Here is a 22,129-nt window from a genome sequence, read left to right on the forward strand (position 1 = left end):
TCCCTGCTGTGCCACCTAAATTGGTCAATATAAATTTGAGGAGTGACACGAATGACATTTTGTACTGAGGTAAGAGAAGAATGTAATCAGCTTTGGGAAGCAAGCTTTGAGCACCCTTTTGTAAAAGGGATTGCTGATGGAACACTGCCACTGGATGTTTTTAAGTTTTATGTGATGCAGGATGCGTATTATTTAACGCATTTTGCAAAAGTACAGGCGATTGGGGCTGTGAAAGCCATGGATCTGGAGACAACGAAAAGCTTTGCGCATCATTCAGAGCAGACGTGTGCTGCAGAATTGGCACTGCATGAATCTTTTATGGAGCTGCTTGGTGTGACTGATGAAGACTGGAAAGCCTTTGAACCTTCGCCGACTGCTTATGCCTATGTTTCTCACATGTACCGTTCAGCTGAAGGGGATCTGGCAGATGTACTTGCAGCAATCCTGCCCTGTTACTGGCTCTATTATGAGATAGGAGAAAGATTAAAAGGTGCCAACCCTGACCACCCGATCTATCAGAAATGGATCGGAACTTACGGTTCTGAATGGTTTGGAGAACTGGTAAAAGAGCAGATGAACAGAATGAATGAGCTGGCTGAAGGTCTTCCTGATGAAAGAATTAAAGAGTTGAAAACTCACTTCAGAAGAAGCAGTTATTATGAATGGAACTTCTGGGAGCAGGCCTGGACGATGGAATTCTGGACAATTCAAACAAAGGAGCGTGTGTAAGATGATTCAACAGGTGAGAGAAAAGAAACCGCTGATTCACTGTATCACTAACTATGTGGTGGCTAATTTCCAGGCGAATGGACTGCTTTCACTCGGGGCCTCTCCAGTGATGGGTGATGAGATTGAAGAAGTGAAGGAGCTGGCTGCTGTTGCAGACGCATTGTCACTCAATATAGGTACTCTTAATCAGCGTTCAGTTGAAAGTATGATTGCTGCCGGACAATCTGCTAATGAAAAGGGTGTTCCTGTTGTGCTTGACCCGGTTGGAGCTGGTGCGACAGCTTACCGATTGTCAGTCATAGATAAAATCTTAAAAGAAGTAAACGTAACAGCGCTCAGATGTAATGCCGGTGAACTCGCAGCAATGATGCGTAAAGGTTGGTCTGCAAAAGGTGTTGATGCAGGTGAAGGAGACGCTGACCTGACTGCACTTGCAGTGGACGCGGCCAGGAAGTACGGCTTCATTGTGGCTGTGACTGGAGAAACAGATATCGTAACAGACGGAGACATTATACATCAGATACATGCCGGTCATCCGGTCATGGCATCAGTCACTGGTATGGGCTGTTTACTGTCAAGCGTGACAGGTGCTTTCCTGAGTGTGGAGAAATCAGCAGATGCCGTGGCGGAAGCTGTTCAATTCTACGGGGAAGCTGGTGAAAGAGCGGCTGCTATTTCCGAGAAGCCGGGAAGCTTTCAGATCGCTTTTATCAACGCGATCTCTACAATCAATGAAAGCAAATATCAAATAGGGGGAAGAGCGTGATGAAGCAGGTACTGACGATTGCAGGTTCAGATTCTGGAGGCGGAGCAGGTATTCAGGCAGATATTAAAACCTTTCAGGAACTTTCTGTGTTCGGGACCTCTGTGGTCACAGCAGTGACAGCCCAGAACACACTTGGTGTGACAGACGTCGCACCTGTACCGGTTCAAAATATTGAAAAACAGCTGCAGGCAGTTGGTGAGGATTTTCAGATTGCAGCGCTGAAAACCGGCATGCTCTTTGACGCTGAAACAATTCAGACAGTGACAGCCTGGATCAGACATTATAACTGGCGGAATCTGATTGTCGACCCTGTCATGATTGCTAAAGGGGGAGCCAGCCTGCTGCAGGAGGAGGCAAAAGATGCGCTTCTTCAGGATCTTCTTCCCCTCGCAGCCGTTGTAACACCAAATATTCCTGAAGCTGAATCATTAAGCGGTATTCGTATCCACGATGCCCGCACAAGGCGTAATGCTGCTGAGAAAATTCTTCAAAGCGGTGCGAAGGGTGTATTAATCAAAGGGGGACATGGAAAAAACCCTGACTTTACAGAAGACTTTTATCTGGATCAGTTCGGTGGCACCCTTGTATTAAAGTCACCGCGGATTCAGACGAAGCATACACATGGCACAGGATGTACATTCTCAGCTGCACTCACTGCTGAATTGGCAAAAGGACGTTCATTTCCGGATGCCTTCCTGACAGCAAAGCAGTTCATTCAAAGTGCAATTGAACACGCTTTAAATATTGGTGCCGGTCATGGACCGACTAATCACGGCGCTTACAGACATCATACGCAAAAGGAGGCGATCCGCTATGTTCAGTAAGCCATCCGTTTATTTCATTCTTGGTACCGCAGATGCAGGACGCAAGGACCCGCTGCACATACTTGAAAAGGCGCTTGAAGGGGGGATCACTCATTTTCAATTAAGAGAAAAAGGCCCGGGTGCACTTACAGGACAGTCACTAACAGAATTTGCCATCCAGTGTCAGAAACTATGCGGGACATGGAAGGTTCCATTCATTGTGAATGATGATGTAGAACTTGCCTGTGCCATCAGCGCTGATGGTATTCATGTGGGTCAGGAGGATGCTGATGCATTAACTGTTAAAGAGAGAATGGGAAAAGGGATGATCCTTGGTGTGTCTGTGCATTCAATTGAAGAAGCTGAAAAAGCAATCAGAAGCGGTGCTGATTATCTCGGAATGGGGCCGGTCTATGGCACGAAAAGTAAACCGGATGCTAAAGAACCTTCAGGTGTCACAAAAATTCTCAAAGTCAGAGAACGCTTTCCTGAAATGCCGGTGGTGGGAATCGGCGGAATTACTGCGCTGAATGCAGGACCTGTCTGGGATGCAGGTGCAAAAGGAGTCGCAGTGATCTCAGCAATTGCTGGAGCAAACGATGTACAAATGGAAGTGAAGCGGATCATGAATTCATACAAAGGAGAGCGCTTATGAGCACAAAAAAATTGACCATCATGGCGATGTTAGTCGCCATTGCAGTTGCCGGATCAGCGTTTGTGTCATTTCCGGCCGGTGTAGCAAGAGCTTATCCGGTTCAGCACGCCGTGAATGTCATCGCAGCAGTTTTATTTGGTCCGGGCCCTGCAATTGTGATTGCTTTTGTGACGGGTCTGGTTCGGATATTGACAGGTACAGGCTCACTGCTTGCGTTCCCGGGAGGTATGATTGGGGCAGCACTTGCGGGACTGTTCTATATGTGGAGCGGCCGGGTGTGGGCAGCAGCAGTCGGTGAAATGATCGGAACCGGTATTCTCGCGTCATTGATTGCTGTTCCATATGCAGCTGTTTTAATGGGAACAGAAGCGGGTGCGTTCTTTTTTATGCCGGCGTTTCTGGTGTCGAGTATCAGTGGTGCAACGATTGGTTTTATTTTATCTGAGCGGTTAAAAAGAGTAGGGAATCCTATTCAAATTTAAAGAAATATAATAGATGTATGTTTTCCGTTGGTATGACTGGGATAGAGAGAGTATGGTAACATTTTTTTATAAAATATTGTCAATTTACCCTTTTCAAATATACCCATTGATCGTATTATTATTAGTAAAAAAGGAACGAGCTAATGCCCTACTCAGATTCTTTATCGATCGAAAATATTATAACTGCTGTCGACCATCATTTGATTGTTGCTTTCATAGATCTTAGTGGACATTTTGAATATGTAAATAAAAATTTCTGCCGTGTGACTCAGTATACTTCTGATGAAATCATTAACGCTCATTTTTCAAAGCTGCTCCATGAGTCCCATGATGCACAGAAATTAGCAGAAGCGATGAATCAGGTCAGGCAGGGGAATATCTTTCAGGTAGAACTCCTGAACCGTAAGAAAGACGGTTCACCTTACTGGATAAACTCAACGATTGTTCCGGTTCTGGATAAAGAGGGGAAGCCATATCGATATTTCACTTACAAAGTGGATGTAACAGAGCGTGTGGAAGTCGAAGAAAAGCTGAAAGAAACTGAAAAGAAGCTTAAACTTTCTGTCAGCGAACTGAATTACCTGAAGCACGTACTTGATCAGTCTTCAATTGTCACGCTCATTGACCGCGATCGAAATATTCTATATGCAAACGAACAGTTTGGGAAGCTGATGAAGCATAAGCCAAGTGATGTAATCGGTAAAAGTCTGGATGTCCTGAATGCCAGGTGCCATCCGGATTCATTTTATGATGCGATGTGGGAGACAGTGTATAAGGGTGAGGTCTGGTCCGGAGAGGTGCAGCTAAAAAACATAGATGGAGAAATCAAATGGGTGAACGCGCAAGTTTTCCCATTTGTTAATGATGCAGGACAATCGACATTCATTTTTGTCAGTCATGATATTACGCAGGCGAAAGAAGCTGAACAACTCGTTCTCAGGTCAGAGAAGTTATCTGTTTTAGGAGAGCTTGCTGCAGGGATTGCCCATGAGATCCGTAACCCGCTTACTTCTCTGAAAGGTTTCACTGCCCTGCTTGAAGAAGGGGAAACTGAGCCGAATAAGAAAACATATATTTCTGTTATCAAATCAGAAATTGACCGGATCGAATATACTGTCAATGAATTAATGATGCTCGCAAAGCCAAAAAAAGCTGAAATGATGCCTTATAAAATTGAGGAACTCGTGCACAGTGTATGTGAATTCCTCAAGCCGGAATTTACAATGAAAAATGTCGAGTTGAGCTGCAATAGTCATCATCCTTCTGCAGAAGTGTTATGTGAGGGAAATCAGATCAAACAGGTCGTTATGAATGTGTTAAAGAATGCAGTTGAAGCGATGGATCGCGGTGGCCGGATTCATATATCATATCTTTATGAAGAAAAGAAGATGGCGATTATTGTGAAAGATGATGGGCCAGGCATGAGTGAAGAGGTACTGAAAAAAATTGATACACCATTCTTTACAACTAAGCAAACAGGCAACGGACTCGGTATTCCGATGTGCCATAATATTATGAAGCTTCATCATGGCGAGATGAAGATCTCAAGTGTGCTCGGAGCAGGTACAACAGTGGAACTGGTTTTGCCATATTAAAAAAACGTTCAGTCATGAGGCTGAACGTTTTTTCAGGATTGTCTGATAAAGCTGATGGTCTCTATAAAGAGCTTCTGCAGATCGGCAGGATCCGTAACTGCGCGTATCATTGCCTGAATATATTCAGTTCTGTCAAGCTGGTCATACTGCCATTCAATGCTTTTTGAGCGGGCATATTCATGCAGAAAGGAGCGGATTGTCCTGCCGTTGCCTTCACGGAAAGGGTGAAGCATATTCAGCTCTGACTTAAAATATGCGAGTCTTTCAGCTGCTTCTTCAAGCGTATGCCACTCCTTCTCAGCTGCAAGAGCTTTAAATATCCGGTCGGCATAACTGTCTAAGTATTGTGCCTGACAAAAACGTGTATTGCCTTTCATCAGCTGCACGGTTCGGAACTTTCCCGCAAACGGGTAAATATCCTGAAAAAAGTGCCTGTGCAAATCTTTAAAGCTCTGTACATCAAAGGAAGAAACCTCATATTGCTTTCTCACAAATTCTGCTGCGCGCAGAGAAAATGTAAGTGCTTCAGCTTCCATGAGAGATTCTTCATCCGTGACGCCAAGGAGGTTATGCTTCAGCAGAAAATCATCATTTTCACTGCTGATGTACTTATCCACGCGACAGCAAATCCTTGATCACAGCCGGTGTAATCGGCTTATCTGCGTTCACTGTTTCAAGCACTTTCTCCTGCAGTCCTTCATTTAAAGACAGGTTTTCCAAATGCAGATTTTTCATAATCCGTTTAAACTCCGGTGATTCGATTTTCACGTCTTTCATTCAGCGGTTCCCACCTTTAAATGAGTTCATTGATCTGTTTTTATTATACCACGAAAAGCAGTGGAAGGACTGATTTCATTAGCTCAGACGGCTTATAATCCGGTTAATAATGAGCAGGCTGATAAAGGTCGCGACAACACCTGTTATTATGCCGGCGAGTTGAGCAGTATCGGCAGCTATACCCATATTGCTGAGCAGATCTTCACTGAACCGGTATAAGAAAAATCCGGCCATTAAAGAGATAATCAGATTGATTACACTGAATCCCACTTTATATGAGAGCGGCTTTGAATCGAAAGCACCCATATGCTCCTTCAAATAACTTTGTGCCCCATCAAGCGAATCATATTCCCCCACGATTTCTTCATCACTGTAATGATGGCTGTTTTGGGATTTTGAACTGAAAAATACATAATATGTTTCATTCTCTTTGCGGATGTCGTATTTCTGAATCCCGACAACCCCTTTTTTAGTCACTCGTTTTGTTCTTGTTCTGATATGTTCCATACCGATCCTCTTTTCAAACCTGATGAGTATATCCTATCACATATAGAAGATTGATTTGAATCCGGACGGGTGATTCAGCCTGTTACCCTATTTTTGTATTGTATTTTTAAAGGGGATCAGCTAATATTTAGAAATGCTTGTCAATATCATACATATACGGGAGGAAGAACATTGAATCAACAAAGGATTAAATCAGAAAGAGAGACTGTCTATTTTATCTTGTCTATTATTTTCAGTGTCATGGTATACATTGCAGCAGCAGTCTCCATTGTAGGAATAGGGATTGCGCTTGCTGTACTTGCGGTGGTGCTGTTTATGAACGCGCTGATGCTTGGGTCAATCCGGGGCAACGGTGTAAGAGTTAGTGAAAGGCAGTTTGCAGACGTATATGAGCGCGCGGCTGTTTTATCAAGGGAGATGGGGCTGAAGAAAGTGCCTGACTTCTTTGTGATTCAGTCTGAGGGTGCATTGAATGCTTTTGCAACAAGGTTTTTCGGCCGTAATATGATTGTGGTATATTCGGAAGTGTTTGAACTGGCAAGACAAAACGGTCAGGAAGAGCTGGACTTTATTATTGCCCATGAACTTGCACATATCAAACGCAATCACGTATGGAAAAATATCCTGACATTACCTGCTCAGTTTATTCCGTTTCTATCGCAGGCTTATAGCCGTTCATGCGAGTATACGTGTGATAGAGAGGCAGCTTATCAGATCAGGGATGCTGAAGCGGCAAAGAGAGCACTGACGCTTTTAGGCGTTGGGAAGGTCATGTACCGCGAAGTGAATGAGGATGCTTACCTGGAGCAGATCCATTCGGAATCCAATGGTGCAGTCTGGCTGAGTGAAATCCTGTCGACTCATCCGCTGCTGCCAAAAAGAATCTTATCAGTCGAGCGTTTTATGAACCCTGATACTGGCTATACGTACAGTCAGCAGCCTGGGAGGATCGTTCTTGGAGCCGGGTTGTTATTTGGTGGACTTGCAGGGGCTTATATCGCGGTGATTGTGACCCTGACGCTTGCCGGCGTTGTGTTTGCTTCATTGCTGCCGGACGATGTGACGTCTGCAGAGAATACAATGTATGAGGAGTTCGAGGACACAGATATTGGTGCAACTCCTTTAATGAATGCTGCAGCAATTGGTGATATTGATGAGGCAGCATCACTGATCAATGCAGGTGCTGACCTTGAAGAAACAGATGATGAAGGGACAACTGCACTGCTGTATGCAGCTTATAACGGGGATGCTCAGATGCTCTCACTTTTACTTGAAGCAGGAGCAGATCCAAACCACAGTGATGATTACTCAACGCCGCTTATGGCTGCTGTCAGTTATGATGACCGTGAATTAGCAGCATTGCTGACAACCTACGGGGCAGACCCGGCTATGGCGGATCCATACGGTGAGACACCGATGGATTATGTTGGCGCAGCGGATGAAGAAGAGTTTTTTGACTGGGTGAAAGAGTAGGAAGCGTAGACCGGGATATATGTCCCGGTTTTTTTATGCCTTTAGGCGGGAAGCCGCTTTCCGCGTATGTCGACCCCGCATTCATCAACACTTTTTGACGTTTAGTATTTTTAAAAAGGAACTTTATGATAAAATGAGTGAATAGTCATTCAATTCACAAAAGGGGATGGAAAGATGTCAGAGATATGGTCAAGAATTACGACGGCAATGAATGCAAATCCGGAGCCGATTCAGGATGAAAACGTCCGCTATGAGTTTCAGCTGAAAGATGGGGAGGCGAAGCAGCTGGTCCTGAAGCATGGGGAAGCTTATATTGAAGAAGCAGGCACTGCGCAGCCGAGTTGTACGCTGAAGCTGAGTGAAAAAGATCTCGTAAAGATGATAGAAGGGGACCTGAGCGCTTCAGGTGCTTTCATGTTTGGAAAGCTGAAAGTAGATGGTAAGATGGGGTATGCTTTGAAGCTTGAGTCTTTGCTGAGTGAATATACTTTTTAAAAGAGTGTTTTTTATATCAAAAACCGGCCCGCCAAAGCGGACCGGTTTTTTTCAGCAGACCTCCAGACCGATTACCTGATCAAAAGGAATGGTCTTTTTCATATGCCCGCTCGTTGTCATTAATAAGTAACGCTGCTGGTAGTTAACCAAAGTAATGATGCCCTTCACACTATCACGTCTGTTGTGTTCAAAGATTTTGAGGTCAACCTGCTGTTTGAATTCAAGTGCTTCCTGGATCCCGAGAAAAATCATATCAAACATCTGCTCATCAAGTTCAGGCTTAGTCTCATGCTCCATCTCTTCATAGAAATCCTTCAGCATCTTCACATGTTCAGGCAGCATCATCGAAGTCCACTTAATTGTGCCGCGGTCTTTATTCATGTCTGTCACGCCCCTTTTCAATCATTATAGGAACGTTTGTTCTGTTTTGTAAATAGGTAAGTGATGGATTTTCACAATTAATCGCTAAAAAATAACGACGTCAAAGAAATTTCTGTAGCTTTTAAGATGAAAATCGGCCGGTTTATCATTTTGAAATAAGCAGGTATACATGCCGAGCTGTTTTGCCGGAATGATATCAAGCTCTCGGTCACCGACTGCAAGATCGATCCGGTACTTGTTGTGAAGATATTCATATGCAGCAGGGTCAGGTTTACGCGGGAAGCCATGATCTGCAGTCACAATCTCACGGAAATAGGTTGTGAAGCCGTAGTAATCAAGCACCTTATGTGCACCTTCCTGATCCTTATGGGTCATAATCACATTATAGTCTGCCTGCTTCAGTACATCCTCCACATGATCAAACGGCGGCATCTCCTCGGGGCTGATCCTGCTGATGAGCAGGTTGTATTCATTGATCTGCGCCTCAGTCATTCGAAAATGATTGATTGCATGCGTTGCAGATACTTTTAACTGTGTGTAGCAGTCTTCCTCTGATACGCCATTCAGCACTAGGCTCATCCTTTTTGCGTAGGCAGGGTAGGTATCAAAAAGTGTTCCATCATAATCCCAAAGTATATTCATCCAATACCCCTTTCAATTACGCTTTATTAAATTTGCTTATTGTTTTAGCACAGCTGTTGATCCTCGCTGCAGGGGACGACTCAAGCAGCAGAAGCGTGACAGGTGAGACCCCGCAGGCGAAGCTGAGGAGGCTCGATTGAACCGGAGCCAAAAACCGGCTCATGCGGAAAGCGTTCCCCTGGAGCGGAAATCAACAGCCAAATTCAACAGAGCTTTCATTTAAAAAATGATCTTTCTTTTCGTTATACCTGATCTCTTATTCCAAAGCCAATAATTAAACTGTAATAAAATTTTGAAAAGTGAATATATTTTCATGTTTTTTAATAATCTATGAAGGACTTAAGTCTCTATTTGTCGAATAAATTTAAAATGGAGGTGCATTGTATTCATGAAAGAATCGATCATTATTTTATTTATCGGACTCGTATTTTTCCTAACTGCATGTGCCCCGGAAGAAAGTGCTGTAGCGGATATAGAGATGAAAAGTCAGGAAGAACTATCTAATATGACGGACTCTTATGCCCGTGAAGATTATCGTCAGGTTATGAGTCATATTACGCAGGAAGCTAAAAGTTTTGAAGCAGGCGTTGTGCTTGAAAAGTGGATTATCAGGACGCTTGCTGAAGAAGCACTGTATTATGAAGAAGATCTGTCAGAGGAAGAAGTACTTGAAATCTCCAGGGAGCGGCTTGCTGAAGACCTGGCATGGAAAAACATTGCCTCAACAAAGTATGGGATCATTATCAGCCGGGATGAACTCGATGAATACATTAATAATATTACCAACCTGTATGAATCACCTCTCCAACTGGCTTATGCTGATATTCTTGGGTTAACGGTCGAGCAGCTGAACCATGAATTTGATGAGGATGTATATGAGAAAAATCTGATGTGGGAAAAGCTGAAGCCGGAGCTGGAAAAAGCATATGAGACAAGCGATCAGAGTGAGCTTGTTGAGCGGTTTAATAAAGAAGTCAATCATGAGATAAACCGTTGAAACACTGTCCAGTAAATTGATGGGGCAGTGTTTTTTTGTTTGTATAGAGGCGAGAGGAGGTTTTCAGGTCATATTCCTCGGGATACGGGTCATCATTGGTGATTTACCGGTCACAACCGTTCATCATAGTGGAAGCCATCATATTTTATTAAATAGCTTTGTTAAAGACCAATGTTGTTTTAGCACAGCTGGTGATTGCAGCGGAAGGGGGACGACTCCAGCAGGAGAAGCGTGACAGGTGAGACCCCGCAAGCGCCCCGCGCTGAGGAGGCTCGATTGAACCGGAGCCAAAATGACGGCTCATGCGGAAAGCGTTCCCCCTGCAGCGGAAATCAACAGCCAGATTTAACGGAGTCTATCAAATAGAAATTTTTCTCAAATCCGATTATTTTTGAAACGATTCAGGTTATCTGAACGTAAAAAGAAAAAAGGCTTGGAGAGGTGGAGCTGATGAAAAGATGGCGTGAGAAGAAAGCTGCACGATCGCAGAAACGTAAAGATGAAGGAAGATATAACTTTTTGGACGTTTTGACAGACGTTCTGATCTGGGTTCCTGAGTTAGTGATCCTGCCATTCCGTCTGATATACTTGCTGTTCAGACTATTCGGGCGAGTGTTCAAAGATGGGTTTGATTCGATTTAATAGGCAGGTGTAATCAATTGTGCAATGGTTTGAAAGACTGTATAAATTTTTCATTTTAGGTGCTGTCGGGGCAGGACTTATCTTAAGTCAGTTGGATAGAGCCGGTCCTTTTGCCGAGAATCTGATTCTGCCGCTGCTTGCTTTGATGATTTATCTGACGTTCTTACAGATTCCGTTTAAAGATGTAAAGGCATCGTTTCAAAATAAAACATTCAGTATCAGTTCTCTATTGATCAATTTCGTATGGACACCATTTTTTGCATGGCTGCTGACGATTATTTTTCTTCCGGATCAGCCAGCGCTTGCGATCGGACTGATTATGCTGCTTGTGACACCATGTACTGACTGGTATTTAATATTTACTGGCGTCGCCAAAGGAAATACAGCACTGTCAGCAGCAATTCTGCCACTCAATCTGATTTTGCAGATTGTCCTGCTTCCGGTCTATTTGTTTATCTTTTTTGGATCGGGTGAGACAGTAGAAGCTGCGTATCTGGTTGAAGGGATTGTGTGGGTGTTACTGGTTCCGCTCGTGTTCGCGATGCTGACAAAAAAACTGTTAAAAGATAAGCCGTTGGGCGAATCAGATCTGCTGCAAAATCTGCCGACTGCTTTTCTGGTATTTGCAATCATCGCAATGTTTGCGGCACAGGGGAATATGCTTTTTGCAAACACCGGGATCTTCCTGCAGATCCTCTGGCCGCTCGCTGTCTTTTTTATTGTGAATTTTTTGATCAGCCAAAAGACGGGACAGTTTTGCAGGCTGCCGGCAGAAGACCGTGTCAGTCTGACAATGACAACACTCGCAAGAAATTCACCGCTTGCACTTGCAATTGCTGTAGCGGCCTTTCCAAATGAACCACTGATTCCATTAATACTGGTGATAGGACCGCTGATTGAACTGCCGGTTCTGGCACTTGTATCCAGAATCATGCTGAAGCTAAGCAGCACCTGAAATATTGAAAATGCTCCCGGTGATCATTGATCGCCGGGAGCATTTTGCTTAACATAATGTATCTTTTGGTTTCGGGTTCTTTAATCCGAAGATCGGTCTGATGAATAGGGCAAGTCCTGTTCCAAGCATTGCCATAACAGCCCATACCCAGCCGTGAAGACTGAAGGATGCGATTCCGCCGAAGTATGCGCCGATGTTACAGCCAAAAGCAAGTCTGGCACCATAACCCATCAGCAGTCCGCCGATGATCGAGCCGGCAGCAATACCAGGCTTGATTTTTTTAGGTTTGAACGCACCTGTCGCAGCGGCTGCAATAAATGCGCCGATGATAATACCAAAATTCATGACACTCGTTGAATCAGCAAGAATGGAATTTTGCAGCTGTTCAGCATTTCCCTGCCAGTAACCCCATGAAGCGACATCTACACCAAACAGCTCAAGGAACTTTGATCCCCACAGCGCAAATGCAGAAGTAATTCCCCATGGATTTCCTCTGAGTGTCAGCGTTAAAGCATTCAGCAGCGCTAAAATAATCGCAGCTGTAAATAGAGGCCATGCTCCGCGGAATACTTTTTTGAATCCGGTTGTTGTTGGCAATGGCTTCATTGCAGGTGCATTCTTCTTAACTGCAATGAACTTCAGTCCATAATAAATGGCTGCAAACAGCGCCATCTGAACAAGCCATGCGCCAAAGAATCCAAGATTAGTAGATTCAGCTAAAGAAAACGGTTCAAGTGCCCACGTTTCTTCCATCCAGAATGTGAAGTGATAGGCACCAATCACAGACCCTGCGATAAATCCAAGCAGTGTCAGAATCATTGATGAAGATCCGCCGCCAACAGAATACAGCGTACCTGATGCACAGCCGCTACCAAGCTGCATCCCGATACCAAAAATGAATGCCCCGAATAATACGCTGACCCCGACTGGAGACACGTAGCCGGCAGGTGTCACGCCCGTAAAGCTGAAGCCGGTACTCAGAATAATGGCAAAGAGAGTCGAAGCCACAGCAAGCATAACCATATGTGCCTGTATACCCTGTGCATTTCCAACAGCCATTAATCTTCTGAAAGCTGATGTGAAGCCAAAGCGTGCATATAATAAAGTAAGTCCAAGTGCAAGGCCCACAATGAATAATATGCCCTGAACCGCATCAGTTGTAAAAACGATGAGTGCAAATAATGCAAGAGCAGCTGCAATACCGAGTAAGACAAACGGTTTTTGCATAGGAGCGAGATCTGTAACGACCGTTGTACGCCCGCGTTTCCACCCTTTTAGTGTTTCCTGAACCTGTTGTGCCAAAGTGAAAACCTCCAATTCCTATTTGTTTGATAAGGATTAATTTAGCACGGGGTTTCTATAGATGTAAATTTATAAGTTTTGGATGAAAGAAAAAAGGATTGGAAAAAAATGATTGATAAATACCTTGCATTACAAGATACTAAAAAGTATAGTAATCATATACCTTGTAATACAAGATAAAGAAATGGCGGGATGCTGATGTCTCAGACACAAATGATGAAAGGCATACTTGACGGCTGCCTGCTGGCTATTATCCGTGGTAAAGAAGTGTACGGATATGAGATGGCAGAGCGGCTCAGTGAGTACGGATTTGGTGAAGTGAGTGAGGGAACCATTTATCCGCTTCTCATGAGAATGCAGCGTGAAGGCCTTGTGACGTCTGTAAAAAAGGCATCAACCGCGGGCCCGAAACGGAAGTACTATTCCCTTACAGATAAAGGCCGCCAGGAGCTTGAAGCGTTTCTTGAGAGATGGAAAAGATTAGAGAGAAGTGTGAATGAAGCAATCAGGCAGGAAACCAATGAGGGGAGTGAAGGCAGTGCCTGAATTATCGAAGGAAAGCCGCAGGTTTATTGATGACCTTAGATTGTACCTGTTCTCATCTGGAAAGAAGGAAGAAGAGATCAGAGAAATTGCTGAAGAGCTTGAGGCTCACTTAGAAGAAGCGGAGAGAAACGGGAAGCCGATTGAACAGGTGGTTGGAGCGTCTCCTAAGGAATATATGGAGATGATTTCAAATGAGATGGAGTTTGATAAGAAGGCGTGGATGAAGTATATCCCAGTAATTATATTCGGTGCCATTTCCTTTACCATCATTGGTCAGCTGGTTGAAGATATGAGGCTCAGTTACAGTTATGCAATATTAGGCGGATCAGCTTTAGTCAGTATTTTGTTTGTCATCATGATTTTTGGTGCATTTAAATATATGGCTGCCCGTCAAATGTCGCGTGTAAAAGAATTTCTAATTATTTTGCCACCTGTCTTTATCATGATGACATTATTTGGCGCACTGGTCTTTTGGGATATGACTACGGATCTTCCGGGTTTTGAATTGGGTGTAATGCCAAGCATGATTGTAGGTGCAGTCACGGTTGCCATTTTAATGTGGGTATCAATCTGGGCCAAAACAGCCGTTCTACTGGTCATGTTATCAGCCATCCATGTCCCTGAATTGCTGTTAAAGCTGACTACGCTTGATGTGACGATAAGCTTAATCATCAATCTTGTGGCGATGTATCTGATTATTGGAATCTATATGTATTTTTCATTTAAGAAAATGAAGAAAGCTGATGCTGCTGCCGGCTGAGCCATGATCAGTTAATTTTTAATAAAGCACTGTTAAAGTGGGCTGGTGATTGCAGCTGCAATCACCAGCTGTGCTAAAACAATATTTGGCTTTAACATAGCATTTATTAAAAAAGTTCTCACCCGGCTAAGGTGAGAACTTTTTTATTTTTTCTCAAGATGAAACCCAAGTTTGGTTAAGGCACGCTCAAGATTTGTTTCAACATCAAACTTTGTAAAATCAACCTGTGACTGGTTCGCCTGCAGTGCTGTCTCCGGGCGGATGCCGGTCAAAACAGCATGAACACCAATCAGATTCAGCAGCTTGACGATTTTCAGCAATGATCCGATCACTAAATCGTCCACCTCAATGATACCTGACAGATCGATAATTAAATGATCAAGCTCAAGCTCTTGACTTCTTGTAAGTGTCAATTCAATAATCCGCTGCACCCTGATCTCATTAATACTGCCGATAACAGGAAGGATTGCAACGCCTGCTGTAATCGGCACAATTGGAACAGAAAGTGTGTCAATCTGCTTTTGTGCACCGTCGAGTTCAAGCACGTAGGAAAGAAGGGAACTCATCGTTTCAAGTATCCCCATCTGCTCTTCAGTCAGATCAAAAGGTTTTGTATCAAGACCGCAGATCGTTCCGTAATTTTTCCCATCTTCAAAATAAATCGGAATACCGACAAAGCTCCCGCTGCCAAGGTTCTGTGTAACAGCAAGCCCCTTTGTATTTTCATCTTCAGTAATATCAGGAATCAGGAGTAATTCATTTCCGTGATCTACACTCACTTTGCAATATGTATCCTTAAAAGGAAGCTTTTCCCCGGTCCGTAGTAGCTGCTCGTCCTTATTAATCACTTTGACAATCTCGTTAACCTGCTGGTCATTTTTTGCGATAAACAGTGTATTAATATCAAGTATGCCGGCCATCATTTTTAAAGTCGAATCTGCCGCTTCATCAAAATTTTTGAATTTGACAGTGTTTACTTTATTCATATAAAGATCCTTTCTTATTGTAAAAAGTCTGAGGCTTAAAGTACTCAGTTCCCTTTAGGTTAACAGCCTAAACCGGAATATAAAAAAATCCGGAAATGATGGCAAAGCAATCATTTCCGGAAGCGTCTGTTATCCCTGATGTGCCATTTCTTTGATCTGATAAAGAGGAGGCGGGATCAGCCATCCTTTTTCCTTGCTGAGACGAAGCGTTTTTGCTGCGAACGCCACTTTTTGAGTGTGGAATTGCGCAAACATGAGTCCCACGTCTTCGCGGACACATTGAGCAATCATCTGACTGTCAGCTGTCATAGCTGTCCCTGTACTTGCTGCGATTGAAGCGGCAATTTCAGGGTCCTGAAAGCGTGCACCGTCCGGAATCTGATCAATGCCTGCCTTCGCGCGGGCCGGCGGTGATGGAGGGACCTGAATCTGATGTTCGATAAGCAGCTCTTCAAGCTGACGGCTCTCATCCTGCCCCATCTTGATCGCTTCCTCAATCAGTTCTCTCAGTTCTCGGTCTCCGGCATGGTTTAAAAGCGTCTGGTTAGCGGCAATTGATGATTTCGCTTTTAAGAGCGCAGACCATACCCCATAAATTTCTCCATAATGTAATGGTTCATTTTTTGGTGCTCCACTTAAGATTCCCATGATGCTCCCCCTTTTGCGAAATTGACTGAATCAGTCACATGCTAGTATGCACTTCTGAGGTTTAACTATTCTGTATGGGGTAGTTACATAAGACAGTTAAATTTTGGAGGGATACGATGGAGAAGATTAAGGCATTAATACTTAACGCAACACTGAAATCATCTGAAGAGGAATCAAATACAGGATATATGGCAAAGGAAGTGGCTGAGATTTTAACAAGCGAAGATGCTGAGGTGGAAATCATCAGGCTTGCTGATTACCGGATTTCATATGGTATTGATACGGATATGGGAGACGGTGATGAATGGCCGGAGATTTACGAGAAAGTAAAAGAAGCTGACATTGTGATGATCGGAACACCGCTCTGGATCGGGGAAAAAAGCAGTCTTGCCACAGTAGCAATGGAAAGGCTCTATGGCGGCAGCAGTGATACAAATGAAAAAGGACAGGCGATCTATTATAACAAAGTTGGAGGCGTACTGATTACGGGTAACGAGGATGGTGCTAAGCAGGCCGCTGCATCTGTACTGTATGGACTTTCACATATCGGATTTACCGTACCGCCGAACGTTGATGCTTACTGGGTAGGAGAAGCAGGTCCGGGCCCATCTTATATTGAAGCAGAAGGCTATAAGAGTGAATTTACACAGTCCCATATCCAGATGCTTGCTTATAATACACTGCACATCGCAAAAATATTAAAAGAAAATCCGATTCCTGCTAAAGGAAATACGATGTAACAGGAGCGGCTCTTAAGAAAAGAGCCGCTTTAACTTGTGGTAATTGCTTCTTTCACAATCAAAATTCCTGTAAAATGCACATAAGGTAAGAAGCAGCCATGTGCTGCAGAATGAGAGGCGTTTTGTGTGGGTGATTACAGCGAATTAGCCAGGAGTATACAGTTCAACAGGGATATGAATACAGTATCTTCTTCAGACCCCGGCTGTTTATTAATTGGCGTTGGCAGAAGTGCCGCTGTCTTTAAAATTGCAGGGGAACAAAAAGTCATTAAAGTATTCTTTCCCGGATTTGAGGAAGTAGCGGCTGAGGAAGCTCATATATACGGGCTATTATCAGACAGTGAGTTTTATCCGCGACTGTATGATTCAGGTATGAATTATCTTGTGATAGATTTTATAGAGGGAAAAACTTTTTTCCAATGTCTGACTGCAGGGGTTCCGATTAAGAAAAAGTATCTGGATGAAGTGGATGAGGCACTTGGTGTTGCCCGTAATGCAGGGTTGAACCCATCAGATGTCCACCTGCGGAATATTATATTAAAACCGGACGGTCACATTATGATGATTGATCTTGCACGCTTCCGTCAGGTAAAAGATCATGATCAGCAATGGGAAGATTTGAAAAAAGTCTGGCGATATTACGATCACAGATACTTTCCGAAGAAGTTACCCGGAAGTCTGTTAAACATTGCAGCTTTTATATATAAGAAAACCTGGGAACCATTTCTGGAAAGGAGAAAAGGAAAGTCATGAATAAATACGAACTGACTGCCTGGCTCTGTCTTGCCGGTGGTATGCTTGTCTGGATATTGATCCTTGTGATAGAGCGGAATTCACCAATCAGCTTTCTCCTTCCTGTATTCGGCTTAATCGGTACAGTCAGTGCGGCGGCAGACAGAAGAATATGGCTGGCAATTGCAAACGCTCTTATGATGATCAGCCCGCTTGCCGTGCTGTTCATCAATGAATTAGTCCGGGTGTAGCAGGTATTTTAAAAAATTAGTGAATCCGTTAGAACTTTGGTAGTATGAAAATACAGGATTAAATACATAACATAAAAGGTGGTTGCATGAGGAACTATAATCACAGTATCAGTATTAGCGGTCTGCAGTTGGATTGGGATCTATCAAAGGGAGAATTCTTATTTGACCAGGAGGACGCAGTTTTATTCTGGATTACAAGTGCGATGAAAGAATTTTTCGATACAATTGAGGAAATTTCTGGAGAAGAGGCATCTACGCTTGTATTTGAAACTGCGGGGTTTCGTCAGGGCACAGTAGTGGGGAAATATTTTGAGGACTTGAAACACCTGAAAGTGGACGAAGCTGCTGAAATGATCACTTCTACATATGCAGCAGCCGGCTGGGGTCATGCACACATGGAGAACCTGAATGTAGAGTCTAAAACAGTAACAGTCAGACTGAAAGACAGCTGGGAATATAAAATTAATAAAGCCCAGGGGAAAAAACATCGCGGGAATTTCCTGCCGGCTCATTATGCAGGCATTTTCAGTGTGTTCTTCGGTGAAAACGTCTGGTTCAAAATAAAAGAAGATCAGCTTGCAGGTGCAGAGACATCAGTGATTGAATATTTTCCATCTGATATTACAGTGAGTGAAAATATCCATGCGCTTTCACGAAAGAAGGAATCGCAGCAGATCATGCAGCTTGAAGCAATGGTAGAAGATAAAACACGTGATCTGAAGGATCTGATTAAACAGATCTCCTCACCGATTATTCCTGTACTTGATGGCGTAGTGGTAGTGCCGCTGCTTGGAAAGTATGATCAGGAGCGGGCAGAAGAGCTTGTATTTAATACGCTGAATAAATTACCATCGTATAAAGCGAGCTATTTAGTACTTGATCTGACAGGGCTTGATGATGATATTGATCAGCTTACTACAAGCCTGCTTGAAAAGATCAGCGGGGCTGCAGCACTCATTGGAACGGAGACTGTGCTTGTCGGCTTATCAGCCAAATTAAGTATCACAATCGCTGAATCGGGCATTGATATTTCAAATTTTCATTGTTTCCAGACTTTACAGCACGGTATTTATTACGCTCTCAGCCAGCAGGGAAAACAGATTATCTAATGAAAAGCTTCAGCTTATGCTGGAGCTTTTTAGTTTGCAGTGCTCTCTTTAACTTGTGTCTTGACACGTGTAAATATAAAATGACAGTATCTGCAGAAAAAGGAGACGAATGAAATGACAAACCGTGCACTGATACATATTGATTACACAAATGATTTTGTAGCTGATAACGGCGCTTTGACGTGTGGTGAACCGGGACAGCTGATTGAAAATGAAGTAGTACGCCTGACAAAAGAATTTCATGAAAATAAAGATCATATTATATTTGCGATCGATCTGCATGAAGAAAATGACCCGCATCATCCTGAAACAAAGCTTTTTCCGCCGCATAATATACGCGGTACCGAAGGCAGAAATCTGTATGGGTCGCTGCAAAGGTTATATAATATGATTCAAGATGATGAAAATGTGATATATATAGATAAAACGCGTTACAGTGCTTTCGCCGGCACAAACCTTGAACAGCTGCTGAGAGAGCGTGGTATTACAGAGCTGCACCTGATTGGTGTATGTACGGATATCTGTGTGCTGCACACAGCAGTCGATGCCTATAACAAAGGCTTTCAGCTAGTGATACACAAAAAAGCGACAGCAAGCTTTAACCAGGCGGGCCATGAGTGGGCGCTGGGTCATTTTGCATTATCGCTCGGGGCGGAAGTAAGGTAACGGTAAGGAGATAATCGGTGATGAATACTTTGGGTAATTATACAGATGACAGTCTGATGCTGCATACAGACCTTTATCAGATCAACATGGCAAAAACATATTGGGAGGACGGCATGCATGAGCGCACTGCCGTTTTTGATCTTTATTTCAGATCGCTTCCTTTTGGTAACGGGTATGCGGTCTTTGCCGGTCTTGAAAGAGCACTGGATTACTTAACAAATTTCCAATTTACTGAATCAGACCTGACGTATTTAAAAAATGAAGTCGGCTATGATGAGGATTTTATTGCCTTTTTAAGAGACTTGAAATTTACCGGGACAGTCCGTTCCATGGTTGAAGGTGAACTTGTATTCGGTAATGAGCCGATTATGAGAGTTGAGGCGCCGCTTGTAGAAGCGCAGCTGGTTGAAACAGCACTGCTCAACATTGTGAACTATCAAACTCTGATCGCGACAAAAGCATCGAGAATTAAACAGGTAGTCGGTGATGAAGTATTAATGGAATTCGGTACGCGCCGCGGACATGAACTTGATGCAGCAGTATGGGGTACGAGAGCTGCCTATCTTGGTGGATTTTCCGCAACAAGTAATGTCCGTGCTGGTAAAATGTTCGGTCTTCCTGTTGCAGGGACCCACTCACATGCCATGATTCAGGCTTACCGCGATGAGTACACAGCGTTCAAAAAATATGCTGAGACCCATACAGACTGCGTTTTTCTTGTAGATACGTATAATACGCTGAAGTCGGGTGTTCCTGCAGCAATTGCTGTCGCCAAAGAAATGGGGGACAGCATCAACTTCAAGGGCATCCGTCTGGATAGCGGTGATATTGCGTATTTATCAAAAGAAGCTCGAAAGCTGCTGGATGAAGCAGGTTTTACAGAAGCAAAAATTATTGCTTCAAATGACCTTGATGAATATACAATACTGAACCTGAAGGCACAGGGCGCGGTTGTTGATATGTGGGGGATCGGGACGAAGCTGATCACCGCATACGACCAGCCGGCGCTTGGAGGCGTGTACAAGCTTGTATCAATCGAAGATGAAAATGGTGAAATGACTGATACGATTAAAATTTCAAGTAATGCTGAAAAAGTGACAACGCCTGGTATGAAACGGGTGTACCGGATTATAAACAGGGTAAATAATAAATCAGAGGGTGATTACATCACACTTGAAGGGGAAGATCCGCAATCTGAGGATCACCTGAAAATGTTCCATCCGGTGCATACATTCGTCACGAAATTTGTCACAAACTTTGAAGCAAAAGATCTTCATCAGACAGTGATTGAAAATGGCCGTCTTCAATATGAATTACCATCCCCTGATCAGATCAGGGGGTACTTAACTGAAAACCTTGAGCTGCTGTGGGATGAATACAAGCGCTCTATGAATCCCGAAGAATATCCGGTGGATCTCAGCCAGAAATGCTGGGATAACAAAATGAGAAACATTCAGGAAGTAAAGCAGGCTGTTAGAAATGCGCATACCGCTCAATAAATAAATGAGGTGATTTTTGTGGCAACATTGCAGGAACAGATTGTAGAAGAAATGGGTGTAGCTCCTGAGATCAACCCACAGGATGAAATCAGACGCAGTATCGATTTTTTAAAGGAATATGCTAAAAGACATACATTCCTGACTTCTTTCGTACTTGGTATTTCAGGCGGGCAGGATTCCACTCTTGCAGGGACACTTGCACAATTCGCTGTTAATGAATTAAATGAAGAAGCCGGGGAGAAGAAATATACGTTTGTTGCACTCAGACTGCCTTATGGTGAACAGGCTGACGAGCAGGATGCAAAGGATGCAATCGAATTCATGAAAGTGGATGAAACAGTCCGCATTAATATTAAGCCTGCAGTTGATGCCAGCGTGAATGCATTGAAAGAAGCTGGTGTTACCCTGAGTGATTTTGTTAAAGGAAATGAAAAAGCAAGAGAGCGTATGAAGGCTCAGTATGCAGTTGCTGCTATGCGAAACGGTGTCGTCATCGGTACCGACCACCCCGCAGAAGCAATTACAGGCTTCTATACAAAGCACGGCGACGGTGGAGCGGATATTCTTCCATTGTTCAGGCTGAATAAGCGTCAGGGGAAACAGCTTCTAAAAGAACTCGGGGCACCGGATCATCTGTATACAAAAGCACCGACAGCAGACCTTGAAGATGACCGTCCGCAGGTTTCTGATGAGGAAGCCCTTGGTGTATCATATGATGAGATTGATGATTATCTCGAAGGAAAAAAAGTCAGTGAACAGGCACAAAAGACAATCGAAAATCATTATCTGAAAACGCAGCATAAGCGTCATTTGCCGATTACAGTGTTTGATGATTTTTGGAAATAATGGTTAGTTTCAGCAAGGCTGGTCCATAATGGTAGTAGCCTCTTCCTGCCCTGCTGATTCTATCGACCGGGCTGAAGAAGCAAACTTCAGCCCGGTTTCTTTATGGGCGGAATATTCATCACCTGCCTTTAGTTGTAAGTAACAC

General features: G+C 43.6%; 28 protein-coding genes. 20 read left to right on the forward strand and 8 right to left on the reverse strand.

The genetic code is table 11. The features are described 5' to 3' along the window. Positions 1-51 precede the first annotated feature (51 nt). The 6 genes from tenA to KP77_RS06215 all read left to right on the forward strand — a co-directional run bounded on the left by tenA (position 52) and on the right by KP77_RS06215 (position 5,030). Positions 52-729, forward strand: coding sequence for a thiaminase II (gene tenA, locus KP77_RS06190; RefSeq protein WP_041121802.1), 678 nt, complete (start codon positions 52-54; stop codon positions 727-729). 1 nt (position 730) lies between these two features. After that, positions 731-1,495 (forward strand): hydroxyethylthiazole kinase, encoded by a 765-nt coding sequence (gene thiM, locus KP77_RS06195; protein WP_041121803.1) that lies wholly within the window; start codon positions 731-733, stop codon positions 1,493-1,495. Further along, positions 1,495-2,319, forward strand: coding sequence for a bifunctional hydroxymethylpyrimidine kinase/phosphomethylpyrimidine kinase (thiD, locus tag KP77_RS06200; protein ID WP_041121804.1), 825 nt, complete (start codon positions 1,495-1,497; stop codon positions 2,317-2,319). The genes thiM and thiD overlap by 1 nt, the downstream gene beginning before the upstream one ends. After that, positions 2,309-2,953 carry a thiamine phosphate synthase gene (gene thiE, locus KP77_RS06205; protein ID WP_041121805.1) on the forward strand — a complete coding sequence of 215 codons (645 nt, stop codon included), beginning with the start codon at positions 2,309-2,311 and terminating at the stop codon, positions 2,951-2,953. Before thiD ends, thiE begins: the two co-directional genes overlap by 11 nt. Continuing rightward, entirely contained in the window at positions 2,950-3,435 is a 486-nt protein-coding gene (gene thiW, locus KP77_RS06210) for an energy coupling factor transporter S component ThiW (protein ID WP_041121806.1), read from the forward strand. The genes thiE and thiW overlap by 4 nt, the downstream gene beginning before the upstream one ends. A 143-nt stretch (positions 3,436-3,578) precedes the next feature. Continuing rightward, the gene (locus KP77_RS06215) at positions 3,579-5,030 is read left to right on the forward strand and encodes a PAS domain-containing sensor histidine kinase (RefSeq protein ID WP_041121807.1); all 1,452 of its coding nucleotides are present in this window, start codon (positions 3,579-3,581) and stop codon (positions 5,028-5,030) included. Between the two features lie 32 nt (positions 5,031-5,062). Here KP77_RS06215 and KP77_RS06220 read toward each other — a convergent pair whose 3' ends face one another. The 3 genes from KP77_RS06220 to KP77_RS06230 all read right to left on the reverse strand — a co-directional run bounded on the left by KP77_RS06220 (position 5,063) and on the right by KP77_RS06230 (position 6,314). Continuing rightward, complete coding sequence (locus tag KP77_RS06220) at positions 5,063-5,647, reverse strand: Fic/DOC family protein (protein WP_041121808.1); 585 nt, start codon at positions 5,645-5,647, stop codon at positions 5,063-5,065. After that, a complete protein-coding gene (locus KP77_RS06225) occupies positions 5,640-5,807 on the reverse strand; it encodes a hypothetical protein (RefSeq protein WP_041121809.1) in 168 nt (55 codons plus the stop codon). Before KP77_RS06225 ends, KP77_RS06220 begins: the two co-directional genes overlap by 8 nt. A gap of 78 nt (positions 5,808-5,885) precedes the next feature. Next, positions 5,886-6,314, reverse strand: a complete 429-nt coding sequence (locus KP77_RS06230; protein WP_041121810.1) for a hypothetical protein — start codon at positions 6,312-6,314, stop codon at positions 5,886-5,888. Positions 6,315-6,485: 171 nt separating this feature from the next. Between KP77_RS06230 and KP77_RS06235 the strand changes: the two genes are divergently transcribed. Beyond that, complete coding sequence (locus KP77_RS06235; RefSeq protein WP_041121811.1) at positions 6,486-7,787, forward strand: M48 family metallopeptidase; 1,302 nt, start codon at positions 6,486-6,488, stop codon at positions 7,785-7,787. Between the two features lie 174 nt (positions 7,788-7,961). Then, positions 7,962-8,282 (forward strand): SCP2 sterol-binding domain-containing protein, encoded by a 321-nt coding sequence (locus KP77_RS06240; protein WP_041121812.1) that lies wholly within the window; start codon positions 7,962-7,964, stop codon positions 8,280-8,282. A gap of 51 nt (positions 8,283-8,333) precedes the next feature. Here KP77_RS06240 and KP77_RS06245 read toward each other — a convergent pair whose 3' ends face one another. After that, positions 8,334-8,663 (reverse strand): YolD-like family protein, encoded by a 330-nt coding sequence (locus tag KP77_RS06245; protein WP_041121813.1) that lies wholly within the window; start codon positions 8,661-8,663, stop codon positions 8,334-8,336. 84 nt (positions 8,664-8,747) lie between these two features. Then, positions 8,748-9,305, reverse strand: coding sequence for an HAD-IA family hydrolase (locus KP77_RS06250; RefSeq protein WP_041121814.1), 558 nt, complete (start codon positions 9,303-9,305; stop codon positions 8,748-8,750). 388 nt (positions 9,306-9,693) lie between these two features. Between KP77_RS06250 and KP77_RS06255 the strand changes: the two genes are divergently transcribed. The 3 genes from KP77_RS06255 to KP77_RS06265 all read left to right on the forward strand — a co-directional run bounded on the left by KP77_RS06255 (position 9,694) and on the right by KP77_RS06265 (position 11,899). Further along, positions 9,694-10,302, forward strand: a complete 609-nt coding sequence (locus KP77_RS06255; protein ID WP_041121815.1) for a hypothetical protein — start codon at positions 9,694-9,696, stop codon at positions 10,300-10,302. 450 nt (positions 10,303-10,752) lie between these two features. After that, positions 10,753-10,944 carry a hypothetical protein gene (locus tag KP77_RS06260; protein ID WP_041121816.1) on the forward strand — a complete coding sequence of 64 codons (192 nt, stop codon included), beginning with the start codon at positions 10,753-10,755 and terminating at the stop codon, positions 10,942-10,944. Positions 10,945-10,963: 19 nt separating this feature from the next. Continuing rightward, complete coding sequence (locus tag KP77_RS06265; RefSeq protein WP_041121817.1) at positions 10,964-11,899, forward strand: arsenic resistance protein; 936 nt, start codon at positions 10,964-10,966, stop codon at positions 11,897-11,899. Positions 11,900-11,947: 48 nt separating this feature from the next. Here the strand turns inward: KP77_RS06265 and KP77_RS06270 are convergent, their stop codons facing one another. Next, positions 11,948-13,201 carry a YeeE/YedE family protein gene (locus KP77_RS06270; RefSeq protein WP_041121818.1) on the reverse strand — a complete coding sequence of 418 codons (1,254 nt, stop codon included), beginning with the start codon at positions 13,199-13,201 and terminating at the stop codon, positions 11,948-11,950. A gap of 198 nt (positions 13,202-13,399) precedes the next feature. On the opposite strand from KP77_RS06270, the gene KP77_RS06275 reads away from it, so the two are divergent. Next, entirely contained in the window at positions 13,400-13,747 is a 348-nt protein-coding gene (locus tag KP77_RS06275) for a PadR family transcriptional regulator (protein WP_041121906.1), read from the forward strand. After that, entirely contained in the window at positions 13,722-14,507 is a 786-nt protein-coding gene (locus KP77_RS06280; RefSeq protein WP_041121819.1) for an HAAS domain-containing protein, read from the forward strand. Before KP77_RS06275 ends, KP77_RS06280 begins: the two co-directional genes overlap by 26 nt. Before the next feature lie 143 nt (positions 14,508-14,650). Here KP77_RS06280 and KP77_RS06285 read toward each other — a convergent pair whose 3' ends face one another. Next, positions 14,651-15,493: an STAS domain-containing protein gene (locus KP77_RS06285; protein WP_041121820.1), complete on the reverse strand. Its 843-nt coding sequence runs from the start codon at positions 15,491-15,493 to the stop codon at positions 14,651-14,653. 129 nt (positions 15,494-15,622) lie between these two features. Beyond that, complete coding sequence (locus tag KP77_RS06290; protein WP_041121821.1) at positions 15,623-16,141, reverse strand: DUF3231 family protein; 519 nt, start codon at positions 16,139-16,141, stop codon at positions 15,623-15,625. A gap of 116 nt (positions 16,142-16,257) precedes the next feature. Here KP77_RS06290 and KP77_RS06295 point away from each other — a divergent pair, with 116 nt between their 5' ends. The 7 genes from KP77_RS06295 (at position 16,258) to nadE (ending at position 21,984) form a co-directional block, all read left to right on the forward strand. Then, positions 16,258-16,881, forward strand: coding sequence for a flavodoxin family protein (locus KP77_RS06295; protein ID WP_041121822.1), 624 nt, complete (start codon positions 16,258-16,260; stop codon positions 16,879-16,881). 126 nt (positions 16,882-17,007) lie between these two features. Beyond that, positions 17,008-17,634, forward strand: a complete 627-nt coding sequence (locus KP77_RS06300) for a hypothetical protein (protein WP_041121823.1) — start codon at positions 17,008-17,010, stop codon at positions 17,632-17,634. Beyond that, positions 17,631-17,864 (forward strand): hypothetical protein, encoded by a 234-nt coding sequence (locus KP77_RS06305; protein WP_041121824.1) that lies wholly within the window; start codon positions 17,631-17,633, stop codon positions 17,862-17,864. Before KP77_RS06300 ends, KP77_RS06305 begins: the two co-directional genes overlap by 4 nt. Before the next feature lie 86 nt (positions 17,865-17,950). Next, on the forward strand, positions 17,951-18,973 hold the full coding sequence (locus KP77_RS06310) for an STAS domain-containing protein (RefSeq protein WP_041121825.1): 1,023 nt from the start codon (positions 17,951-17,953) through the stop codon (positions 18,971-18,973). Between the two features lie 114 nt (positions 18,974-19,087). Next, entirely contained in the window at positions 19,088-19,639 is a 552-nt protein-coding gene (locus KP77_RS06315) for a cysteine hydrolase family protein (RefSeq protein WP_041121826.1), read from the forward strand. Between the two features lie 20 nt (positions 19,640-19,659). After that, positions 19,660-21,138, forward strand: coding sequence for a nicotinate phosphoribosyltransferase (locus KP77_RS06320; RefSeq protein ID WP_041121827.1), 1,479 nt, complete (start codon positions 19,660-19,662; stop codon positions 21,136-21,138). 18 nt (positions 21,139-21,156) lie between these two features. Further along, positions 21,157-21,984, forward strand: coding sequence for an ammonia-dependent NAD(+) synthetase (gene nadE, locus KP77_RS06325; protein WP_084218612.1), 828 nt, complete (start codon positions 21,157-21,159; stop codon positions 21,982-21,984). Positions 21,985-22,129 lie beyond the last annotated feature (145 nt).

This window comes from Jeotgalibacillus alimentarius (assembly GCF_000829445.1).
Lineage (GTDB): Bacteria > Bacillota > Bacilli > Bacillales > Jeotgalibacillaceae > Jeotgalibacillus > Jeotgalibacillus alimentarius.

Excerpts from the sequence above, each read along its gene's own strand:
- tenA (WP_041121802.1), top strand. The coding sequence starts at position 52 with ATGACATTTTGTACTGAGGTAAGAGAAGAATGTAATCAGCTTTGGGAA.
- thiM (WP_041121803.1), top strand. The coding sequence starts at position 731 with ATGATTCAACAGGTGAGAGAAAAGAAACCGCTGATTCACTGTATCACT.
- thiD (WP_041121804.1), top strand. The coding sequence starts at position 1,495 with ATGAAGCAGGTACTGACGATTGCAGGTTCAGATTCTGGAGGCGGAGCA.
- thiE (WP_041121805.1), top strand. The coding sequence starts at position 2,309 with ATGTTCAGTAAGCCATCCGTTTATTTCATTCTTGGTACCGCAGATGCA.
- thiW (WP_041121806.1), top strand. The coding sequence starts at position 2,950 with ATGAGCACAAAAAAATTGACCATCATGGCGATGTTAGTCGCCATTGCA.
- KP77_RS06215 (WP_041121807.1), top strand. The coding sequence starts at position 3,579 with ATGCCCTACTCAGATTCTTTATCGATCGAAAATATTATAACTGCTGTC.
- KP77_RS06225 (WP_041121809.1), bottom strand. The coding sequence starts at position 5,807 with ATGAAAGACGTGAAAATCGAATCACCGGAGTTTAAACGGATTATGAAA.
- KP77_RS06230 (WP_041121810.1), bottom strand. The coding sequence starts at position 6,314 with ATGGAACATATCAGAACAAGAACAAAACGAGTGACTAAAAAAGGGGTT.
- KP77_RS06240 (WP_041121812.1), top strand. The coding sequence starts at position 7,962 with ATGTCAGAGATATGGTCAAGAATTACGACGGCAATGAATGCAAATCCG.
- KP77_RS06245 (WP_041121813.1), bottom strand. The coding sequence starts at position 8,663 with ATGAATAAAGACCGCGGCACAATTAAGTGGACTTCGATGATGCTGCCT.
- KP77_RS06250 (WP_041121814.1), bottom strand. The coding sequence starts at position 9,305 with ATGAATATACTTTGGGATTATGATGGAACACTTTTTGATACCTACCCT.
- KP77_RS06255 (WP_041121815.1), top strand. The coding sequence starts at position 9,694 with ATGAAAGAATCGATCATTATTTTATTTATCGGACTCGTATTTTTCCTA.
- KP77_RS06260 (WP_041121816.1), top strand. The coding sequence starts at position 10,753 with ATGAAAAGATGGCGTGAGAAGAAAGCTGCACGATCGCAGAAACGTAAA.
- KP77_RS06275 (WP_041121906.1), top strand. The coding sequence starts at position 13,400 with ATGTCTCAGACACAAATGATGAAAGGCATACTTGACGGCTGCCTGCTG.
- KP77_RS06280 (WP_041121819.1), top strand. The coding sequence starts at position 13,722 with ATGAGGGGAGTGAAGGCAGTGCCTGAATTATCGAAGGAAAGCCGCAGG.
- KP77_RS06285 (WP_041121820.1), bottom strand. The coding sequence starts at position 15,493 with ATGAATAAAGTAAACACTGTCAAATTCAAAAATTTTGATGAAGCGGCA.
- KP77_RS06290 (WP_041121821.1), bottom strand. The coding sequence starts at position 16,141 with ATGGGAATCTTAAGTGGAGCACCAAAAAATGAACCATTACATTATGGA.
- KP77_RS06295 (WP_041121822.1), top strand. The coding sequence starts at position 16,258 with ATGGAGAAGATTAAGGCATTAATACTTAACGCAACACTGAAATCATCT.
- KP77_RS06305 (WP_041121824.1), top strand. The coding sequence starts at position 17,631 with ATGAATAAATACGAACTGACTGCCTGGCTCTGTCTTGCCGGTGGTATG.
- KP77_RS06310 (WP_041121825.1), top strand. The coding sequence starts at position 17,951 with ATGAGGAACTATAATCACAGTATCAGTATTAGCGGTCTGCAGTTGGAT.
- KP77_RS06315 (WP_041121826.1), top strand. The coding sequence starts at position 19,088 with ATGACAAACCGTGCACTGATACATATTGATTACACAAATGATTTTGTA.
- KP77_RS06320 (WP_041121827.1), top strand. The coding sequence starts at position 19,660 with ATGAATACTTTGGGTAATTATACAGATGACAGTCTGATGCTGCATACA.